Raw genomic sequence first — 17,655 nt, 5'->3', positions numbered from 1 at the left:
GCCCGTACCCTGCAGATAAAGGCGAGTGATAAGCGTGTCCGAGCGTAAGCGTTCAACCCAGCGTGGTGGTTCCCGAGGCTACGCCCGCCGAGGCGGCCCCGCCCTCGACACCGCGTGGCGTACCGTCACCCCGGCGCCCGCCCTCATGCTCTACGGCCCGGAGGAGTACTTCGCCTCCCGCGCTGCGGCACGCCTGCGTGAGCTGTTCCGCAGCATCCACCCGGAGGTGGACCGCGTTCAGATTAACGCCGCCACCTACACGGCGGGGGAGCTGATTCTGCACGCTTCGCCCTCCCTGTTCGGTTCGGCAAAGATCATTGAGGTTGAGAACGTCGCCTCCATGAGTGACGAGTTTTTGACCGATACGCTCGCCTACCTGAATGCCCCCGAGCCGGACATCATGCTGATTCTGAACCACTCGGGCGGTAACCGCGGCAAGAAGCTCATCGACCTGGTGCGTTCCCAGTTCGTGCTCATTAACTGCAAGGCGCTCAAGACCGACCGTGAGAAGAGCGAGTTCTTGGCGGGGGAGTTCGCAGCAGCTCAGCGCCCCATTACCGGCGGCGCCCTGGCGTTGCTGACTGCCGCCGCCTCCGACACTGCGGAGCTTGCCGCCGCATGCCAGCAGCTGCTCTCAGACGTACTCGGCGAAATCACCGAGGAGGCGGTGAACCGCTACTACGGCGGCCGCACCGAAGTCACCGCGTTCCGCGTCAGTGATGCCGCGATTTCCGGTAACGCCCCGGAGGCACTGCGTCTGCTCCGTCACTCCCTTGCCACCGGCACGGAGCCGATTCCGATGCTGGGTGCGCTCGCCATGCGTATCCGCAATATTGCGCGCGTGCACCACGTGCGTATGAGCGCTAACGAACTGGCGCGTGAGGTGGGTATGTCACCGTGGCAGGTTGAGCAGGCTCAGCGTGACGGCCGCCGTTTTACCGGCGCCCAGCTGGCGCATATTGTGCAGCTTCTGGCTGATGCGGACGCCCAGCTGAAGGGCGAGTCGCAGGACGCGGTGTATGCGGTGGAGCAGGCTGTTTTGGCGATTGCTCTACCTCCGCGCCTGTAGTGCATAATAGAGCCCATGCTCGAAATTCTGAAGAAAATTTTCTTTGCCCTGCTGCCCTTCCTGCAGAAGGCGGCAGAGGATGCCCTCAACGACGCTACTGCGTCTAAGGGCGGCTCCGAGTCCTCCCAGAAGAGCGAGTCCCACAAGGGCGAATCTCGTCAGGGTGAGGCTCGTACCTCCGGCTCTTCGGCGCCTAAGCCGAGCGCCCCGAAGCCTTCCTCGGCAAAGTCCACAGCAAATTCCTCGGCACCTAAGCCTTCCGCACCGGCTTCGACCGGCGCATCCGACGGTTCGGATTACCCGGGCGATTACCGCGACATGATCAACTTTGAGTACTCACCCTCCCTGGACGGCGACGCTGACCCGGGTGAAATCGTGTGGACGTGGGTTCCTTTCGAAGAAGACCACTCGCAGGGTAAGGACCGCCCGGTGCTTCTGGTGGGTCGTGACGGTGAGTACCTGCTGGCGCTCATGATGACCAGCAAGGACCACAATAACCGTGAGCACGCTGATCCGAACTACCTTGATATTGGTTCGGGCCCGTGGGATCCGCAGGGCCGCGCTTCTGAGGTGAAGCTGAACCGTGTGATTCGTGTTCGCCCGGATTCGATGCGCCGTGAGGGTGCCATTATGCCGGAGGATACGTTCCGCCTGATTGAGCGTGCGTGGACTCGCCATAACGGTTAACGCCCTGTGTCGGTAGTTTCACCGGCGACCGGCGCTGATTATCTGCGCCGGATGTGGAGGCTGCGTGTAGCGGTTTTCACAGTATTTTTCTCTCCGCGAGGGTCTGTCGTGGAGGCTGTTCATCTGGTATTATGTGTGGTTGAGTGTCCGATGGTCATCGGGCACTGCTGGCCGGTTGCCATAGGCATCCCCACGCCGCTCAGTCGATGATCGGCCAGCGTCGCCCTCACCGACCAATAAGACAAAACAGAAAGTTTAATTGTGGCTAACATTAAGTCTCAGAAGAAGCGTATCCTCACCAACGAGAAGGCTCGCCTGCGCAACAACATTGTAAAGTCCGAGCTGAAGACCGCGACCCGCAAGGTCAAGGCTGCTGTTGAGGCACAGAACAAGGAAGCCGCTGTTGAGGCTCTGCGTTTTGTGAACCGTAAGCTGGACAAGGCTGTTTCCAAGGGTGTTCTGCACAAGAAGACCGCTGCAAACAAGAAGTCCGGTCTTGCTGCGCTGGTAAACAAGGCTTTCTAAAACTTGCGGGGTACCTAAGTACCTCTCTGGTTTAGGGCAGAGATCCCCTGTGTTCCCCCTCCTCTAAGGGGAACGCAGGGGGTTTCTTTGTACCCAAAATAGGCGATGTGTCCACAATGAGGGTACCTTCAAACAAAACATTATGGACTGAGTACCTCCAAAATGGCAGTAGAATCAGGCGCCACAGGGTCATGAGCCACATAATGCTTCGCCAAAATAGCCTCCGTATTACCCAGCTGCGCAGCACCCGCACTCACACCACTCTCACGCACCAGCAACGTAGCAACCGTCTTCCGTAGCGCATGCGGGCGAACCCACTCAATACCGCTACCCTTCAAAGCCCTATCCCACTGTCCAGCAATATTCACGCGATCCGTATAACCTCCATGCGCAGGGTGGGGGAGCACGGGACCACTCAGAGACCCCCAATCACCTCCTGCGTGGCGACGCAGCGCCTCAATCAAGAACTCGGGGAGCCACACAGCCAGATCCTGTGCGTGCTTGAGGTGCTCCTGCCTGTACACCCGACCGGAATCACGGATAACTGTCCCAGTCACATGCCACACCACACCGCTCCAAACCCTCCCAGCACATGCCCAGCGCCTCACCAATACGCGCGCCGGTAACTAGAAGAATCTCCACCAGTACATCCAACCCCATAGGTGCACCAGTAAAGCACGCACGCAGCTACTGCACCTGCTCCATGCTCAACACCTGCACAGGCTTCTTCACCGGGTTGATGCCCTTCGTAGCCTTTGCAGGATTCCGGGAGATAGCATCGTGACGGATAGCAGTATCGAAAACCTGCCCCAGAAGCGACCGCACCACCTTTAACGTGGGCGCACCGGTACTCTTGGCTGCCTCAGACAGGTGAGCCTGAATCAGCGAGGGGGTACACTCAAGCAGGCGCAGAGCCCCAAACCAGGGGAGTAGATGCTTATCGAGCAGAATCTGGTACCTGCTGATAGTGTCCGAGGGGTGTTCCCGCTCCGCATTCCACTCATCCCACCACACACGCACCGCATTAGCCACCGTGGAATGCGGGCTCAGCACCGTACCCGACGCAGTAAGAATCACCGCAGCATACTCACGCAGAGCAATCTCCGCATGAGTACGAGTCGAAGCAGTCCTGCGCAAACGGCGACGCACCCCGTCAAGCCCCCTATAGTAGGTAGACGCTTGCCACGTACCAGCCTTAGTGTTGGTGAGAGTGATGGTGCCGTGGGTGCCGAACGGAAGGCGCTCGCATGGCATGGTTTCTCCTCTCAGAAATGGTTGTGTATTTGCTCTCTTAGCACCGTGTCTGGGCACATAGTGGGGGAAGATGAATATAAAATGTAGGTACACTGACCACAAGAACCCTAGAGGAGTGCACATGTCGTATCCAGCTTTCGCAGTGGCGAATACCCTTATCGAAAGGTCGAAGATGACTGGCAAGCCGCTTACCCCTTTGAAGTTGCAGAAGGTTATGTATTTCTTGACCTCTGAGTATGCAAAGGAGACCGGCGGTGAGAACCTCATGCTGGATAATTTCCAAGCGTGGGCGTATGGTCCTGTCGTTCCGGCAATTTACCAGGAGTTCAAGCCGTTTCGTGCTAACCCGATTACTGACTACGCGACTGATAGCCAGGGTTATATCCTCAAGGTGACGGTTGCAGAAAATCCTGCTTTTGAGCGAACTCTGAACCGCGTATGGGACGCAACGGTTGGGAAGACCCCGAGTCAGCTTGTGACTATCTCTCATGCAGAAGGCTCTGCATGGTCTCAAACTTGGAATGATGAAGCCGGGGAAGGTGACCCGATCCCGTTCGAAGCAATCAAGAACGATTCCACGTATAAGAAATACTTGGGACTGTAACCGTGGAAGAAGTCACCGAGGAGAAACAGCCAAAGAACCAGGAGGGCGCAGAGGGGGAGAACAACCACTCTGGTATATCCCAGACGAAAGGTGAACCGGCACCACAAGGGACGTTCGATAGCTTCCAAGCGCTCAAACTTATAGCTCCTTTCCTATGGCTCTGGGAACTATACGCCCAATCGAGATTCGTAGATGACAGGGATAGTACAAAGAATTATGCAATGATCTACGAGAAGAGAGAACGTGTTGTCTTCTGGCTTGATTTGGTATTACGTGCGTTTCTCGTGTGGGTAGTGCTGACAATCCTGCTGAAGACTCTTCACCTAGACCTGCCCGATCTATCCGGCGTGGTGCCGCATATCCGCATTCCGGGGGAGAACCCCTGGTTCGAGTGGCCGTCCAGGTGAAGCCGTCACGGAAAAAGTTCTGTGCGAACCTGGTACGATATGAACATCTCCTGTCGGAACGCCACAGGGCACTCGGCATTACCTCTCTGAATGTTGAACAAATCGGTGAAGTTTGTAAACCCCCGATGCGCCAACCACTGCGCATCGGGGGTTTATTCTGTCTCCAGCACCTCGAGACCACCGCCCGGACAAGCCCATGACCACAGAAGAGGTCCTCTACCTACTCGATGAGAGCCTACGCAAAATCATCGTCAAAGAAGGGGTCATTGAAAAGAACAACACCGGCTGGGTGGTCTACCCGCCCAACACGGAAGCAGACTTCCCCCGGATTGAGCTTATTTGTATTCAGAGGCGAGGAGTCAAGGTTCAGAGTAAGGGAAAGCCGATTACGACTCACCCAGTGAGATCTTCCAACGCTCGCAACGTCAAGCGCCTGCGAGATTGTGCCGCACGTAGTTCTTCGTTTAGCAATTGGCTGAAACGGCTTGCAGGACCAGTTCCCCTGCGGTTTCCTCGCTTTGATTCATTCGAGGGTACGGAGCGCATTATGCACCCCAGCTTGAATCGTCAGTAAGGACATGGTCAGCAGGGTGGGCGACAAGACGGTAACCCGACTTGGTCGCTGATTTAGCCCTCGCGAGAATCTCAGCAGCCAATTGAGCATCGGTAAGAGGAGCGGCCACTTGTTCTCGCATTGCGTTGTCTGCCGCAGAGATAATGACCGTCATGTCCACGTTGAGTGCGTCACAGATGGTTTTGAGGTCACGGACGGGGAGTGATCCTTCTGACCGATATACAGGTCGGCTGAGCTTACTCTTGGAGATGCCAGTTTTTGCAGCCAGGGTTAGCAGGTCTTTACCTCGCCGAACCACCCATACCTTTGTTGAAGCGCCACGGTGAGAATGGGTCGGGACGTACATGGTTTAGGGGTCTTTCTCCTGATGAGATTGCAGATGTCCTTTTATATACTGTGAAAAATACTGAGTTTATGAAGAGCCCGGATAACCGACACCAATATATTGCAGTTGTAGACGTTCCAAAGATAGGCCTTGTAAGAGTTGCCGCAAAGCTTGCAAAGGATCCAGAATATCTAGGTAAAATAGATGTGTTATCAATTTTCCCTATAAAACCTGGTAAAAGGGGTAAAGCATGGAAGAAGAAATCATCGCAAAGTATCTTCTAACTATGCCGATGCCTGATATTAGTCGTAAATGGGTGGGAGAATATGCCCGGACTGAGGAATGGGACCAAGCTATTATTGCTGCGGTCAGTTGCTTTTTAAAGCAGGGGGCACATTTCCCGAAGGTTGTTTTGAAGTACTTAGATTTTGAGTATTTCGATGATAAGGATTACGCGAGGATTCGGGAACTTGCTACTGAGGATTTTGATTACGAGGCCCACCTTGATTTGTTAGAGCGTTAGGATACTGCGAAAGCCCTGTGCACGGTGTTCTTGTGAGGGGCTTTTGTGTACCCATTTTTGAGTTTTCCACTGTACGGAGCTTTTATCCGATTGAGAATAAAGAAGCTGAAGACTATGTTGGATTGGGAAAAAGCTAAGATTCTATCCGCTGTTATGCGAACCCGTGCCCTGGAGGAGCGGACACGACCTTTTGTCGAAGAATTTGATAATGCGGGTGAGTGGGAGTTGGCTCTTGCTAGCGTTATTGGTGATTTTGTGAAGCAAAAGGTTACTTTTCCGTATGATGTTGCGGTGCTGGCGGATCATGAATTTATGCCTGATGATTTGGTAGAGAGTATGTGGACTTACGCTACTGAAGAGTTCGACTATGAGGCTCATCTAGACCTCCTAGAGCGTTAGATTTATATAATTAGAAGCCCTGTGCACGGTGTGCGTGTGCGGGGTTTCTTTGTACCCATTCCTATGGAGGCGCCCGCCCGGTGACGAAACCGCTTGCGGGTCGCGTGGAAGCCCGTATAGTGGGAACTATCGGCGGTACCGCACACCGCGCCTATCAGAGCGCCCCACGCGGCGTCTCACATGGCGCCGGTGTGGGTACACATTTTTGCATATTATCAGGAGGTTCCCCATGAGTAACGAGACCACAGAAGAAGCTTACGATTATCGTGAAGACCCTGAGTATTGGCGAGCTCCGTTCGATTTTACGAAGCCCATATCTGATGCAAATACTCCGGAGGGGTGGATGCGTGCTGAGTTGAATGGGCGTTTTTTTAATGCTCCGGTGGCACGCCCCGGTGCCGAATATGAGTGGGGTCTGGCAGAGATTAAGCGTAGGAACGAAGCTAAGGAATTCCCCTTCAAATATAGCGAAGTAACCAGCTTGTATCGTGAGAAGGTAGCTAATGGTGAGTTGCCAGATGTTTATGCTGGCACTCCATACGATTTGGCGCTTCTGCCTTTCTAACATAGTTTCCCCTTCCGCCCGGGGTTTTGGGCGGCATAACCGAATATAGAACATATTTTTACAACACCACCCACCACACAACCACCGATCACGAGCTAAGGACAACGATGAGCCAGCCGAACTTCCCGCCCGCCCGACTCTTTGACGCTTTCGCCAAGCCCGCCTCCACAGAACAGCCCGCGAAGAAGGGACTGCTCGGCAAGCTGCGCCTGAGCGAATCCTCCGAAGAGGACAACTACACGACCGTCATGCTGGTCGGCTTCAACTCCGCGAAGGAACCCCCGGGCAACGGTGAAGACGCCCTCGACGTGATTCACCGCGCGTTCGACCCGTGCGATGAGAGCCCCGGCTTCGACATGGACGACTTCTACGACTATGCTTCCGTCGCCCCGCAGCTGCAGAACAGCGACGACTCCGAATCCACGGTTCTGGTGTGGCCCAAGATGTTCTACAACAGGGTCACCATCCCGGAGCGCCGCCTGCGCCTGCTCGTGGTGACCGGCCCCGCCCCGAGCCTGTGCCTGCAACGGTTCATGACCCGCTTCTTCAAGTACGTGAAGAAGCTCCACGTGGACCACGCGGTCTTCGTTGAGACCTTTGAGGATCAGGTGGCGCACACCCGCCCGTACCCGTACACGCTGACCACTCACGACGAGAAGCTGGCGGCTATCCCCGGTATTCTGCACGAGTATTTCACCGGTTCTACCTCGGTGACGATGGCGATGTCTGCGCTCGCCGCCGAGCACGGCCTGCGTTCCTCGGTCATGTTGCGTATGAGCATCCCGGGGTATCTGAGCTTTAACCAGCAGAACCCGCGTGCGGTCGTGAGCCTGATCGAGGCGCTGGAGGTCATCCTCGGCATTAAGGTCGAGTCTGAGGAGTACGACCGCCTGCGCGCCCACGCTGACGAGTGGGAGGCGGAGCTCGCTGAAGAAATGGCGAAGGACTACGAGAAGGTTGAGCTGGTGCGTGAGATTGAGCAGAAGATGGATTCGACTCTGCGCACTGTTTCCGGTGAGGTGATTGCCGAGGATATTGAGGGCTACCTGGATTCCCTCAGCGGTGCCTCCGAGGGCGTAAATCCTGCCGATGATGGTGCGGATTCCGCGGAGGACTCTTCGGAACGTTAGGTCCGTTCGCACATATGGCGCGGGTATGGGAAAATGATAGGTAACTATGCCCATACCCGCAGCCAGCATCTCGAAAGGATGATGTGATTGGCACCCATGTCGAAGAACCCGCCCGTTCCGGCGGCGACCGACCCCGCGATTATTCGCAACTTCTGCATTATCGCCCACATTGACCACGGTAAGTCCACCCTCGCAGACCGTATGCTGCAGGCCACCGGCGTGGTTGCCCCGCGCGATATGAAGGCGCAGTACCTGGACCGCATGGACATTGAACGTGAACGCGGTATCACCATTAAGTCTCAGGCTGTGCGCATGCCCTGGGACGTTGACGGCACCTCCTACGCGCTAAACATGATTGACACCCCCGGCCACGTGGACTTCACCTATGAGGTGTCCCGCTCCCTGGCTGCGTGTGAGGGTGCGCTTCTACTCGTGGACGCCGCCCAGGGTATTGAGGCTCAGACCCTGGCGAACCTGTACCTGGCGATGGAGAACGACCTGACCATCATCCCGGTGCTGAACAAGATTGACCTTCCCGCGGCTCAGCCCGATAAGTACGCTGAGGAGCTGGCGAACCTGATTGGTTGCGAGCCGGACGAGGTTCTGCGCGTATCGGGTAAGACCGGTGAGGGCGTTGAGGCTCTGCTGGACCGTATTGTGGAGGCGATTCCCGCCCCGCAGGGTGACGCATCCGCCCCGGCGCGTGCCATGATTTTTGACTCGGTGTACGACTCGTACCGCGGTGTGGTCACCTATGTGCGTGTTGTGGACGGTAGCCTGCAGCCGCGTCAGAAGATTAAGATGATGTCCACCGGCGCTGAGCATGACCTGCTTGAAATCGGCGTGATTTCCCCTGAGCCTGTGCCCTCGAAGGGCCTGGGCGTGGGCGAGGTAGGTTACCTCATTACCGGTGTGAAGGACGTCCGTCAGTCCCGTGTGGGTGATACCGTCACCTCCGCTGTCAAGCCTGCGCAGGAGTCCCTGGGCGGTTACGAGGACCCCAAGCCGATGGTGTTCTCTGGCCTGTTCCCGATTGATGGTTCGGACTACCCGGCGCTGCGTGACGCGCTGGATAAGCTGAAGCTCAACGACGCCGCGCTGATTTACGAGCCGGAGACTTCTGCCGCTTTGGGCTTCGGTTTCCGCTGTGGCTTCCTGGGTCTGCTGCACCTGGAGATTGTGCGTGAGCGCCTGGAACGCGAGTTCAACCTGGACCTGATTTCGACCGCGCCGAACGTTATTTACGACGTGGTGGATGAGGCTGGCAACGCTAAGCGCGTGACCAACCCGAGCGAATTCCCCGAGGGTAAGGTCGCGACCATCCGCGAGCCCATGGTGGCGTGTACGATTATTGCCCCGAGCGAGTACATTGGCGCGATTATGGAGCTGTGCCAGGCTCGCCGCGGCCAGATCGGCGGCATGGATTACCTGTCCGAGGATCGTGTGGAGATGCGTTACCGCCTGCCCCTGGCAGAGATCGTGTTCGACTTCTTCGATCAGTTGAAGTCCCGTACCCGCGGTTACGCGTCGCTGGACTGGAAGTTCGACGGTGAGGAAGAGGCTGACCTGGTGAAGGTCGATATCCTGCTGCAGGGTGAGAAGGTGGATGCATTCAGCGCCATTACTCACCGCGATAAGGCGTACTCGTACGGCCTGATGATGACTTCTAAGCTGCGTGAGCTGATTCCTCGCCAGCAGTTTGAGGTGCCGATTCAGGCGGCTATCGGTTCGCGTATTATTGCCCGTGAGAATATTCGCGCGATGCGTAAGGATGTTCTTTCGAAGTGTTACGGTGGCGATATTTCGCGTAAGCGTAAGCTGCTGGAGAAGCAGAAGGAAGGCAAGAAGCGCATGAAGATGGTCGGTCGTGTGGAGGTTCCGCAGGAAGCCTTCATTGCGGCACTGTCTTCGGGCGAGGAGAAGGAAAAGAAGAAGTAGCCTTTCGCTACTGTAGCTTTTCCGGCTGTGTGCTGACCTGTTGATTGTGGAGAACCCGGCTGGTGCCTCGTGTACCGCCGGGTTCTCTGCTGTCTAACTTAGAAAACACATCAATTTGCGTCGGACATTCCTGAGATGACGAACTAACTTGGCACACATCAGGGGTACAGTTACCCTTGAAGTATGGAATTTGTGGAACGCGCTGAGATACGACGACAGCAGGCTATGAGCGCTCTCGATGAGAAGAGCCAAAGCGACCAAGGTCAGTTTTTTACCCCGCTCGCAGTCGCGCAGATGATGGCGCAGATGTTGCCTCTTCCAACTTCTAATAAAGTTCGTATCCTAGACCCTGGCGCAGGATCTGGCATATTGACAGCAGCAGTTGTGGACCGATTCACACGAGAATCTCCAGAAACCACTCTTGAGATTATTGCTGTAGAAAAAGATTCTGAGCTCATTCCTGCATTGAAGAATACTCTGAAAGATTGTTCTCGCCCAGGGGTGCATCTTGAATACGTTAATCAAGATTTTATTGAATGGGCTTTGCAAGGCCAGAGCCTGTTCGACTATGTTATTCAGAATCCACCGTATTTTAAGATTGCAAGTAAGTCAGAAGTAGCCCTAATTCTACGCTCGCATGGGTGCAATGTGCCCAATATGTATGCCGCCTTCATGTCCCTAGGTGAGCACCTTTTGAAGGATGGTGGCTATCAGGTATCCATTACCCCGCGTTCATGGATGAATGGAACCTATTACACTGCTTTTCGCCAAGATTTACTCAAAGAATCTAGTATTGATTCTATTCATAGTTTTGAGTCTCGTTCTTCTGTTTTTGGAGAGTCTGGAGTACTCCAAGAAACAGTTATCACTGGTATGTATAAGGGAGTAGCAAAATCTCATGTGCAGCTAAGTGTATCGCATGACCATAAGGGAACAGTCTCTACGCGTTCGGTTCCGTACACTCAAGTTGTAACTGGTGATTTTATCTTTGTCCCCAATACAGATTATGACGGGGAGATTATTGAGCGAATGTCCCATGCCAAGGAAACGTTATCCTCTATGAATCTGAATGTTTCGACAGGTAAAGTGGTGGGTTTCCGCTCTCGTGAGATTCTTCTTGAGAATCAACTTGTTGGTTCTCTACCTCTCATTCATGCTTCCCATATATTTAATGGACAAGTAATCCATCCTCTTGAATCTTGTAAGAAAGAACAGTGGGTTGATGGGTTCCATCCGAATACGGCAAAAAATGTCATTCCGTCAGGCTGGTATGTCCTTGTGAAGCGTTTCTCTGCGAAAGAAGAGAAGCGTCGCATAAGCGCAGCCTTGTACCATGCAAATAACTTGTTCGCAATAGATAATAAGGTGAACTATATTCACAATAATGGCTCAGGTCTTGAAAAGGATGTCGCTATAGGAATTGAGCGATGGCTAAACTCAGCCCAAGTAGACGATTATTTTCGCATTTTCAGTGGGCATACCCAGGTAAATGCTGGAGATTTGCGTCAACTCCCATTTCCCTCAATAAGTTCTTTGCGAAAACTTGCCCATTCAAAACAACCGACTCAGGACATTTCTGAGATTCTTTCAGATAATATCGAATCCCTACAGATTAGGAAGGAGAAAGCCGTATGAGCATACATGAAGAAGCTAAAAGACTTTTGAAACTCTTTGAGTTTGATGAAAAACGAACTAACGATATGGCAGCAAGGACTCTTCTGTCGCTGTTGAACCTCCGTGAAGGAGATACCTGGGATCAAGCAACAAATAATCGAATCGGAGTGCGTGGTCTGATGGATTGGATGAGAAAAAAACTTGATTACCAAATTGCAGAAAACTCTAGGGAGACTATACGCAGAGAGGTTCTTCATCAGTTTGTAGCAGCAGCTTTTTGCGAACACAATGATGATGATCCGGATCGCACAACTAACTCACCCAAGAATGTTTATAGGGTTAGCCCCAATGCACTAAGCGTGATTCGTATGTACTCGGGAAGCGACGATGATACTTCTAGTGAATTTCGTATTGCTCTTGAAGAATATCTAGCATATGCTCCGAGCCTATTGGAATTGCAACGTGAAGAGCGTAGAATGGCCAAAATTCCGGTTCGTATGCCCTCGAATGAAATTGCATACATTAACCCCGGTGGTCAAAATAAATTAATTAAATCTATGGTTGAGGAATTTTGTCCTCGTTTTGCGCCAGGGGGCCAGGTTCTGTATATAGGTGACGCGGATAGTAAAACATCAAATTATAACAAAGAGTTACTTTCCTCTCTTGGTATTAATCTTGATATGCACGGAAAGATGCCTGACTTGGTTGTGTACCAGAGGGATAAAAACTGGCTCTTTTTAATGGAGGCAGTAACAACTCATGGTCCAGTAAATCCTCTCCGTAAGAAAAATTTGGAATCACTTTTTGGGGGGTCGCAAGCTGGAATCGTGTATGTTTCCTGTTTCCCGAACCGACAAGTACTCCGCTCTCACCTAGTGGATATTGCTTGGGAGACAGAAGTCTGGCTGGAGAGCGACCCGACTCATATGATTCATTTCAATGGCTCACGATTTATGGGGCCCTACGAAAGTTAGGCATATGAGAACCCGGCTGGTGCCTCGTGTACCGCCGGGTTCTCTGCACGCTGTCTGTTGATATTACCCGCTCACTGAAGCCACCCGCCTGCTGATACTACCCGCGTAGCCGCATGCGCGGTGCCCATATTTGATCCCCCCCCCCCGACCTCTACACCTAGTTCCAGGAGGCAGAATGCCCGCCCAGCCCACCGGCGCCCCCGCACCCCGCGACGGGCGCATCCCCCCCACCAGCGCGGCAGGATGCGAAACCCGCGACTTCAGCCTCTACGTACACATCCCCTTCTGCTCCGTACGCTGCGGCTACTGCGACTTCAACACCTACGCCACCGAAGACTTCGGCGACGGCATCGGCCTCGGCACCTACGCCGACGATGCCATCGCAGAAATCCTCTTCGCCGCCCGTACCCTCGAAGCATCCGGCGTCGCAAAACGCCCCATGCACACCGTCTTCTTCGGAGGCGGCACCCCCACCAAACTGCCCGCCCGCGACCTCGTGCGCATCCTGCAGGCAGCCATCGACGTATTCGGCCTCGTCGAAGGCGCAGAAGTCACCACCGAAGCGAACCCCGACTCCGTAACCCGCGAAGACCTGCAGACCCTCAAGGACGGCGGCTTCACCCGAGTATCCTTCGGTATGCAGTCAGTCGTCCCCGAGGTGCTACAGGTACTCGACCGCACCCACACGCCGTCGAACGTGCCGAAGGTCGTCGCCTGGGCTAAGGAGGTTGGCCTGCAGGTGTCCGTGGACCTGATTTACGGTTCGCCGGGGGAGAGCCTGCATCAGTGGGAGCAAAGTGTTCGCGCCGCAATTTCCTACGAGCCGGACCATATTTCGGCGTACTCGCTGATCGTGGAGGACGGCACCAAGCTCGCCGCGCAGATCCGCCGCGGCGAATACACCATGCCCGACGAAGACCTCATGGCGGACATGTACCTGCTCGCCGAGGAGCTGCTCACCGAAGCCGGCTACAACTGGTACGAGGTCTCCAACTACTCGCGCAGCGAGGACACCCGCAGCGACCACAACCTCGCCTACTGGCGCAACCAGGACTGGTGGGGCATCGGTCCCGGCGCGCACTCGCACGTCAACGGTACCCGCTGGTGGAACGTGAAGCACCCGGTACCGTACGCGCAGAAGGTGCGGGCGGGGGAGTCCCCGGCGGCGGCACGTGAGGTTCTGGACACCGCCACTCGTGCTTTTGAGACGATTATGCTCATGATCCGTGTGCGTGAGGGCTTGGCGATGCGCGAGCTGCTCGCCGTGCACGACGAGGCGCAGCTGGGTGCCTCCCTGCGTTGGCTGGTTTCTCAAGCTCTGATTGAGCCTGATGCTTTGAATTCTCAAGCTGAACCTGACCCTGAAGCTCACGTGCACCTGACCCTCAAGGGCCGTCTACTGGGCGATGCGGTCACCCGTGAGCTGCTCCCGGAGGTCCCTGAAGAGCACGAGGAGCACTAAGAAGCATTGGTCTGACAAGGGGCTTTTCAATCGGGGCGACGTTCCGGTTCTGGTCTGTCGCAGCTCCACTTGATGCTTTTCTCTAACGCTGCCTGCGAATGGCGTGCGCCCCGGCATTGCCGTAATATTTCGGTGATTTCGGGGTGTTTTTGCGGGTCTCAAAAAACTTTTAAAAAAATTTTTCGGGGCTGTTTGGAGGGGCTTTGGGGGAGCATCACACCTTACACCGGTGTGCTAATTGTTCGCATTTGTACTGGACTAGCCAAAAGAATTTTCCACTCTGTCATACCACTTTTAGAGTGCGTATTTTTCGAATACTTTCCTGAGAAAAAATTCTCTAAAACACCCAATTTCAAGTTGTGGTTGAAGGTTACGCTGTGCCATAATAGGTCATGGCAGGACGGTATATGTCTAACAGCGTGTTCTCGTCTTTGCTGAAGTTGAGTGAATACGGTTGTGGGCTCCTGGTAACAGGGGCCCACGATCGTTTAACAAAGATTATCTACAGCACCATTCGGTAGAGTTTGCAGTAATTCACGCGCACTAGGCAAAGAAGCCCCACTTAAACGTAGAACGCCCCGCACACAACGTGCGGGGCGTTCATCGTAAAAGCTATCAGCGCGGTTCTGAGACAGCGCGGTTTAGGACTCTGCGGATTCTGCGTTCTCGGTGGAGTAGAAGCGGTCCAGCAGGCGCGGGTTCACGCGGTAGCTGTACGGCTCACCGCGGTTCACCTCAATACCGGCACGCAACGACGCAATAGCCATGAATAGCCACACGAGCGCACCCAGAACCATGGCAATGTTTCCCATGCCGGGCAGGAACGACACAACCCACAGCGTCACCAGAGCAATGGAGGGCAGGAGGGTGAAGTTCATTGCCTCGCGAGCTTCCTGCTCAGCGAAGGGTGCGTTATTGCGGCTGACGTAGAAAACCGCAGCGGAAGGAATGATGCCGAGAATACCGCCGAAATGCGCGAGAGTCGCACGGTTGCGGTCCTGAATCACGCTAATCTTACGGGTTTTCTGAGGCCCGGTTGCCGGGCGAACATCGTTAGTCACGAAAATCCTGGTTCGATAGAAGTTTCTTGTGGTGATCACCTAAGCCGGTGGATATACCCTCCGAAGAGGCAAATCGTTTGAGCGGTGGTGACCTAAGAGTGTAGTGATGGTGCAACATAAACCCACAGAGGCAATGCCACACGCTCAACTATTGTACCGCTTTAGGGGACAAAACCCACAGGATAATGCCCTCGAGGGAAAGGTTCTGAGCAAATTCACACCTGCGCTCGCAGACGGGGGCGCAATAGCGGGTCTCGGGTGCGGTTAGGCACCCGGCTCAGTGAGAAAATCGATGAGCGATTCGACCGGACCGAGCAGCGTCGGATCCAGGTCAGCGTAGGAGTCAACGCGGGAGAGAATATGCTTCCACGCCTGCGCCACATCCGCCTGCGTTTCGTGCGGCTGACCCAGACGACGCAGCGTGCCCTTCTTGAAGTCCTCACCGCGCGGCACCTGTGGCCACGCCTTCAAACCCAGCACCGAGGGCTTGACCGCCTGCCAAATATCGATGAACGGGTGGCCCACGATTTTCACGTGCCCGGCGGCACCCGGCACAGCCAGCGTATCCGCAACAATGCGCTGCTCCTTCGTGCCCTCAATCAGGTGGTCGACCAGAATACCCAGGCGGCGGCCTGGGCCCGGCGCGAACTCGCGAATAGCACCGGCGAGATCATCCACGCCGTGCAGCGGCTCCACGACAATGCCCTCAACGCGCAGATCGTGGCCCCAGACCTTCTCCACGAGCTCGGCGTCGTGCAAACCCTCAACCCAGATGCGGGAGGCGCGCGCCACCCGAGCCGGGGCGTTCTTCACCGCAATAGATCCGGAACGAGAAATCGTGCGCTTCGGCTCCTTCGCAGCCACCGGGGCGACAATCTCAACGGGCTCGCCCTCAATCAGGTAGCCAGGACCCAGCGGGAAGTTCTTCACGCGACCCTTCGCGTCCTCGAGTCCGAAGAAGAGGGCACCGCCGATGCGTTCAGCCTTCACGACCTCACCCACCCAACCGTTAATGTCCTCAATGAGCAGGCCGCGGCGCAGCGGTACTTTACGCGGGGCCGGCGCCTGGCGGCTCATGCGGGCGGCGTTTAGATCCTGGGCACCCCAGCCGTAGGGGGAGTGGTGGGTACTCAACGTATTCTCCTTTGGGGCGGTAGGGGTGAAAATCGCAATAGGACTACGGAGCCGATTTCAGGGGCACAGGCACCGCAGATTAAGCGGATAGCGGGAGCGACCCCCATTCAGCCTAGCCATTGTATCGGGTCGGGGGTAGTATCCCCTAGAATTGATACGACCATTGTTGGCGGTGCACTCATCGAGCACCGCCATCGTCTCGAGAGGAAGGAAACGCATGAGCCACTACGATACTCTCGGCGTATCGAACGACGCCAGCCCCGAAGAGATCAAGAAGGCGTACCGAAAGAAGGCACGCCAGCTACACCCCGACGTGAACCCCTCCGAGGACGCAGCCGAAGAGTTCAAGCGCGTCACCCTCGCCTACGAGGTGCTCTCCGACCCCGAAAAGCGCCGCAACTATGACACAACCGGCGACGAACAGGGCCGCGCAGGCTACCCCGGAGGCGGCGGCTACCCGGGCGGCGGATTCAGCGGCTTCGGCGGTTTTGAGGACCTGCTGAACATGTTCACCGGCGGCGCGGCAGGTGCCCGCGGCCCCGCATCCCGCATGCGTCAGGGCCAGGATGACCTGATTACCGTCTCCATCAGCCTGCAGGACGCCGTGTTCGGCGTTGAGAAGACCATTGAGCGTCGCTCCGCCGTGACCTGCAAGTCCTGTAACGGCGAAGGCACCGCAGAGGGCACCCAGCCCGAAACCTGCACCACCTGCTCCGGTCACGGTTTCATGCAGCGCCGCGTGCAGTCCATCCTCGGTACCGTCATGCAGCAGGTTGAATGCCCCGACTGCCACGGCTACGGCACCGTCATCAAGACCCCCTGCCCTGAATGCCACGGTCAGGGCCGCGTACGTGAAGACGTGCCGCTGACCTTCAACGTTCCCGCCGGCGTGCACGACCAGGCGCGTATCCGCCTGCGCGGCAAGGGCGAAGCAGGCCTGTACGGTGGCCCCAACGGCGACCTGTACGTTGACCTGAACGTCAAGCGCGACAAGTACTTTAGCCGCGAGGGCGACAACCTGGTCACCACCGTGAACATCCCCATGGTCGCGGCGGCACTGGGCACCACCATCCCGCTGAAGACCTTCGACGGCGACCAGGAAGTTGCGATCCCCGCAGGCACTCAGAGCGGTGACGTAATCACCCTCAACGGCCTGGGCGCAACCGTGCTCGGCACCGAGCGTCGCGGCGACCTGCTGGTACGTATCCAGGTGGTCACCCCCACCGACATGACCGAAGAACAGCGTGAACTGCTGCGCCAGTTCGCTGCCCTGCGCGGTGAATCCCTCACCGAAGGTTCGCAGGTCAAGCACCGCGGCGGTCTCTTCTCCCGCCTGAAGGACCAGTTCAAGTAGGATCCCTACACCAAGCTGAGGATGCGGGGGGTGCGGTACTCACCCCGCCCCCGCCG

The 17,655-nt window shown here is 55.9% G+C and carries 19 protein-coding genes; 14 read left to right on the top strand and 5 right to left on the bottom strand.

Features of this window, described 5'->3' with window-relative positions:
• Window positions 1–34: 34 nt before the first annotated feature.
• The 3 genes from holA to rpsT all read left to right on the top strand — a co-directional run bounded on the left by holA (window position 35) and on the right by rpsT (window position 2,281).
• Window positions 35–1,069, top strand: a complete 1,035-nt coding sequence (gene holA, locus HMPREF2779_RS03955) for a DNA polymerase III subunit delta (protein ID WP_070686727.1) — start codon at window positions 35–37, stop codon at window positions 1,067–1,069.
• Between the two features lie 15 nt (window positions 1,070–1,084).
• Window positions 1,085–1,756 (top strand): type II toxin-antitoxin system PemK/MazF family toxin, encoded by a 672-nt coding sequence (locus tag HMPREF2779_RS03950; protein ID WP_070686729.1) that lies wholly within the window; start codon window positions 1,085–1,087, stop codon window positions 1,754–1,756.
• Between the two features lie 261 nt (window positions 1,757–2,017).
• Window positions 2,018–2,281 carry a 30S ribosomal protein S20 gene (gene rpsT / locus HMPREF2779_RS03945; RefSeq protein WP_049349792.1) on the top strand — a complete coding sequence of 88 codons (264 nt, stop codon included), beginning with the start codon at window positions 2,018–2,020 and terminating at the stop codon, window positions 2,279–2,281.
• A gap of 140 nt (window positions 2,282–2,421) precedes the next feature.
• Here the strand turns inward: rpsT and HMPREF2779_RS03940 are convergent, their stop codons facing one another.
• Window positions 2,422–2,838 (bottom strand): tyrosine-type recombinase/integrase, encoded by a 417-nt coding sequence (locus HMPREF2779_RS03940; RefSeq protein ID WP_141754887.1) that lies wholly within the window; start codon window positions 2,836–2,838, stop codon window positions 2,422–2,424.
• 130 nt (window positions 2,839–2,968) lie between these two features.
• Window positions 2,969–3,535, bottom strand: coding sequence for a phage integrase central domain-containing protein (locus HMPREF2779_RS03935; RefSeq protein WP_070635193.1), 567 nt, complete (start codon window positions 3,533–3,535; stop codon window positions 2,969–2,971).
• A gap of 172 nt (window positions 3,536–3,707) precedes the next feature.
• On the opposite strand from HMPREF2779_RS03935, the gene HMPREF2779_RS03930 reads away from it, so the two are divergent.
• The gene (locus HMPREF2779_RS03930; protein WP_070686733.1) at window positions 3,708–4,139 is read left to right on the top strand and encodes a Panacea domain-containing protein; all 432 of its coding nucleotides are present in this window, start codon (window positions 3,708–3,710) and stop codon (window positions 4,137–4,139) included.
• Window positions 4,140–4,141: 2 nt separating this feature from the next.
• Window positions 4,142–4,546 carry a hypothetical protein gene (locus HMPREF2779_RS03925; RefSeq protein ID WP_105360870.1) on the top strand — a complete coding sequence of 135 codons (405 nt, stop codon included), beginning with the start codon at window positions 4,142–4,144 and terminating at the stop codon, window positions 4,544–4,546.
• Between the two features lie 545 nt (window positions 4,547–5,091).
• Here HMPREF2779_RS03925 and HMPREF2779_RS03920 read toward each other — a convergent pair.
• A complete protein-coding gene (locus HMPREF2779_RS03920) occupies window positions 5,092–5,466 on the bottom strand; it encodes a helix-turn-helix domain-containing protein (RefSeq protein ID WP_141754888.1) in 375 nt (124 codons plus the stop codon).
• A 229-nt stretch (window positions 5,467–5,695) separates the two neighbouring features.
• Between HMPREF2779_RS03920 and HMPREF2779_RS03915 the strand changes: the two genes are divergently transcribed.
• The 8 genes from HMPREF2779_RS03915 (at window position 5,696) to hemW (ending at window position 14,050) form a co-directional block, all read left to right on the top strand.
• On the top strand, window positions 5,696–5,968 hold the full coding sequence (locus tag HMPREF2779_RS03915; RefSeq protein WP_049345449.1) for a hypothetical protein: 273 nt from the start codon (window positions 5,696–5,698) through the stop codon (window positions 5,966–5,968).
• Between the two features lie 114 nt (window positions 5,969–6,082).
• Window positions 6,083–6,367, top strand: coding sequence for a hypothetical protein (locus tag HMPREF2779_RS03910; RefSeq protein ID WP_049353062.1), 285 nt, complete (start codon window positions 6,083–6,085; stop codon window positions 6,365–6,367).
• 229 nt (window positions 6,368–6,596) lie between these two features.
• Window positions 6,597–6,932, top strand: a complete 336-nt coding sequence (locus tag HMPREF2779_RS03905) for a hypothetical protein (protein WP_070686739.1) — start codon at window positions 6,597–6,599, stop codon at window positions 6,930–6,932.
• A gap of 107 nt (window positions 6,933–7,039) precedes the next feature.
• On the top strand, window positions 7,040–8,062 hold the full coding sequence (locus tag HMPREF2779_RS03900; protein WP_070686741.1) for a PAC2 family protein: 1,023 nt from the start codon (window positions 7,040–7,042) through the stop codon (window positions 8,060–8,062).
• 96 nt (window positions 8,063–8,158) lie between these two features.
• Entirely contained in the window at window positions 8,159–10,000 is a 1,842-nt protein-coding gene (lepA, locus tag HMPREF2779_RS03895; protein ID WP_369825412.1) for a translation elongation factor 4, read from the top strand.
• 225 nt (window positions 10,001–10,225) lie between these two features.
• Entirely contained in the window at window positions 10,226–11,635 is a 1,410-nt protein-coding gene (locus tag HMPREF2779_RS03890; protein WP_168165230.1) for an Eco57I restriction-modification methylase domain-containing protein, read from the top strand.
• Entirely contained in the window at window positions 11,632–12,588 is a 957-nt protein-coding gene (locus HMPREF2779_RS03885; protein ID WP_070686747.1) for a BsuBI/PstI family type II restriction endonuclease, read from the top strand. The genes HMPREF2779_RS03890 and HMPREF2779_RS03885 overlap by 4 nt, the downstream gene beginning before the upstream one ends.
• 175 nt (window positions 12,589–12,763) lie before the next feature.
• Complete coding sequence (gene hemW / locus HMPREF2779_RS03880; protein ID WP_070686748.1) at window positions 12,764–14,050, top strand: radical SAM family heme chaperone HemW; 1,287 nt, start codon at window positions 12,764–12,766, stop codon at window positions 14,048–14,050.
• Window positions 14,051–14,691: 641 nt separating this feature from the next.
• Here the strand turns inward: hemW and HMPREF2779_RS03875 are convergent.
• Both HMPREF2779_RS03875 and HMPREF2779_RS03870 read right to left on the bottom strand, forming a co-directional pair.
• A complete protein-coding gene (locus tag HMPREF2779_RS03875; protein WP_070686750.1) occupies window positions 14,692–15,111 on the bottom strand; it encodes a DUF4870 domain-containing protein in 420 nt (139 codons plus the stop codon).
• 264 nt (window positions 15,112–15,375) lie between these two features.
• A complete protein-coding gene (locus tag HMPREF2779_RS03870) occupies window positions 15,376–16,245 on the bottom strand; it encodes a DUF3097 domain-containing protein (RefSeq protein ID WP_105360869.1) in 870 nt (289 codons plus the stop codon).
• Between the two features lie 217 nt (window positions 16,246–16,462).
• Between HMPREF2779_RS03870 and dnaJ the strand changes: the two genes are divergently transcribed.
• Window positions 16,463–17,599 carry a molecular chaperone DnaJ gene (gene dnaJ, locus HMPREF2779_RS03865; protein WP_005508690.1) on the top strand — a complete coding sequence of 379 codons (1,137 nt, stop codon included), beginning with the start codon at window positions 16,463–16,465 and terminating at the stop codon, window positions 17,597–17,599.
• Window positions 17,600–17,655 lie beyond the last annotated feature (56 nt).

It is taken from the genome of Rothia sp. HMSC069C03 (assembly GCF_001811075.1).
In the GTDB taxonomy this organism is placed as follows: Bacteria; Actinomycetota; Actinomycetes; order Actinomycetales; family Micrococcaceae; genus Rothia; species Rothia mucilaginosa.
The sequence above is the reverse complement of the archived record's forward strand: the minus strand, read 5'-3'. Positions and strand labels throughout refer to the sequence as shown.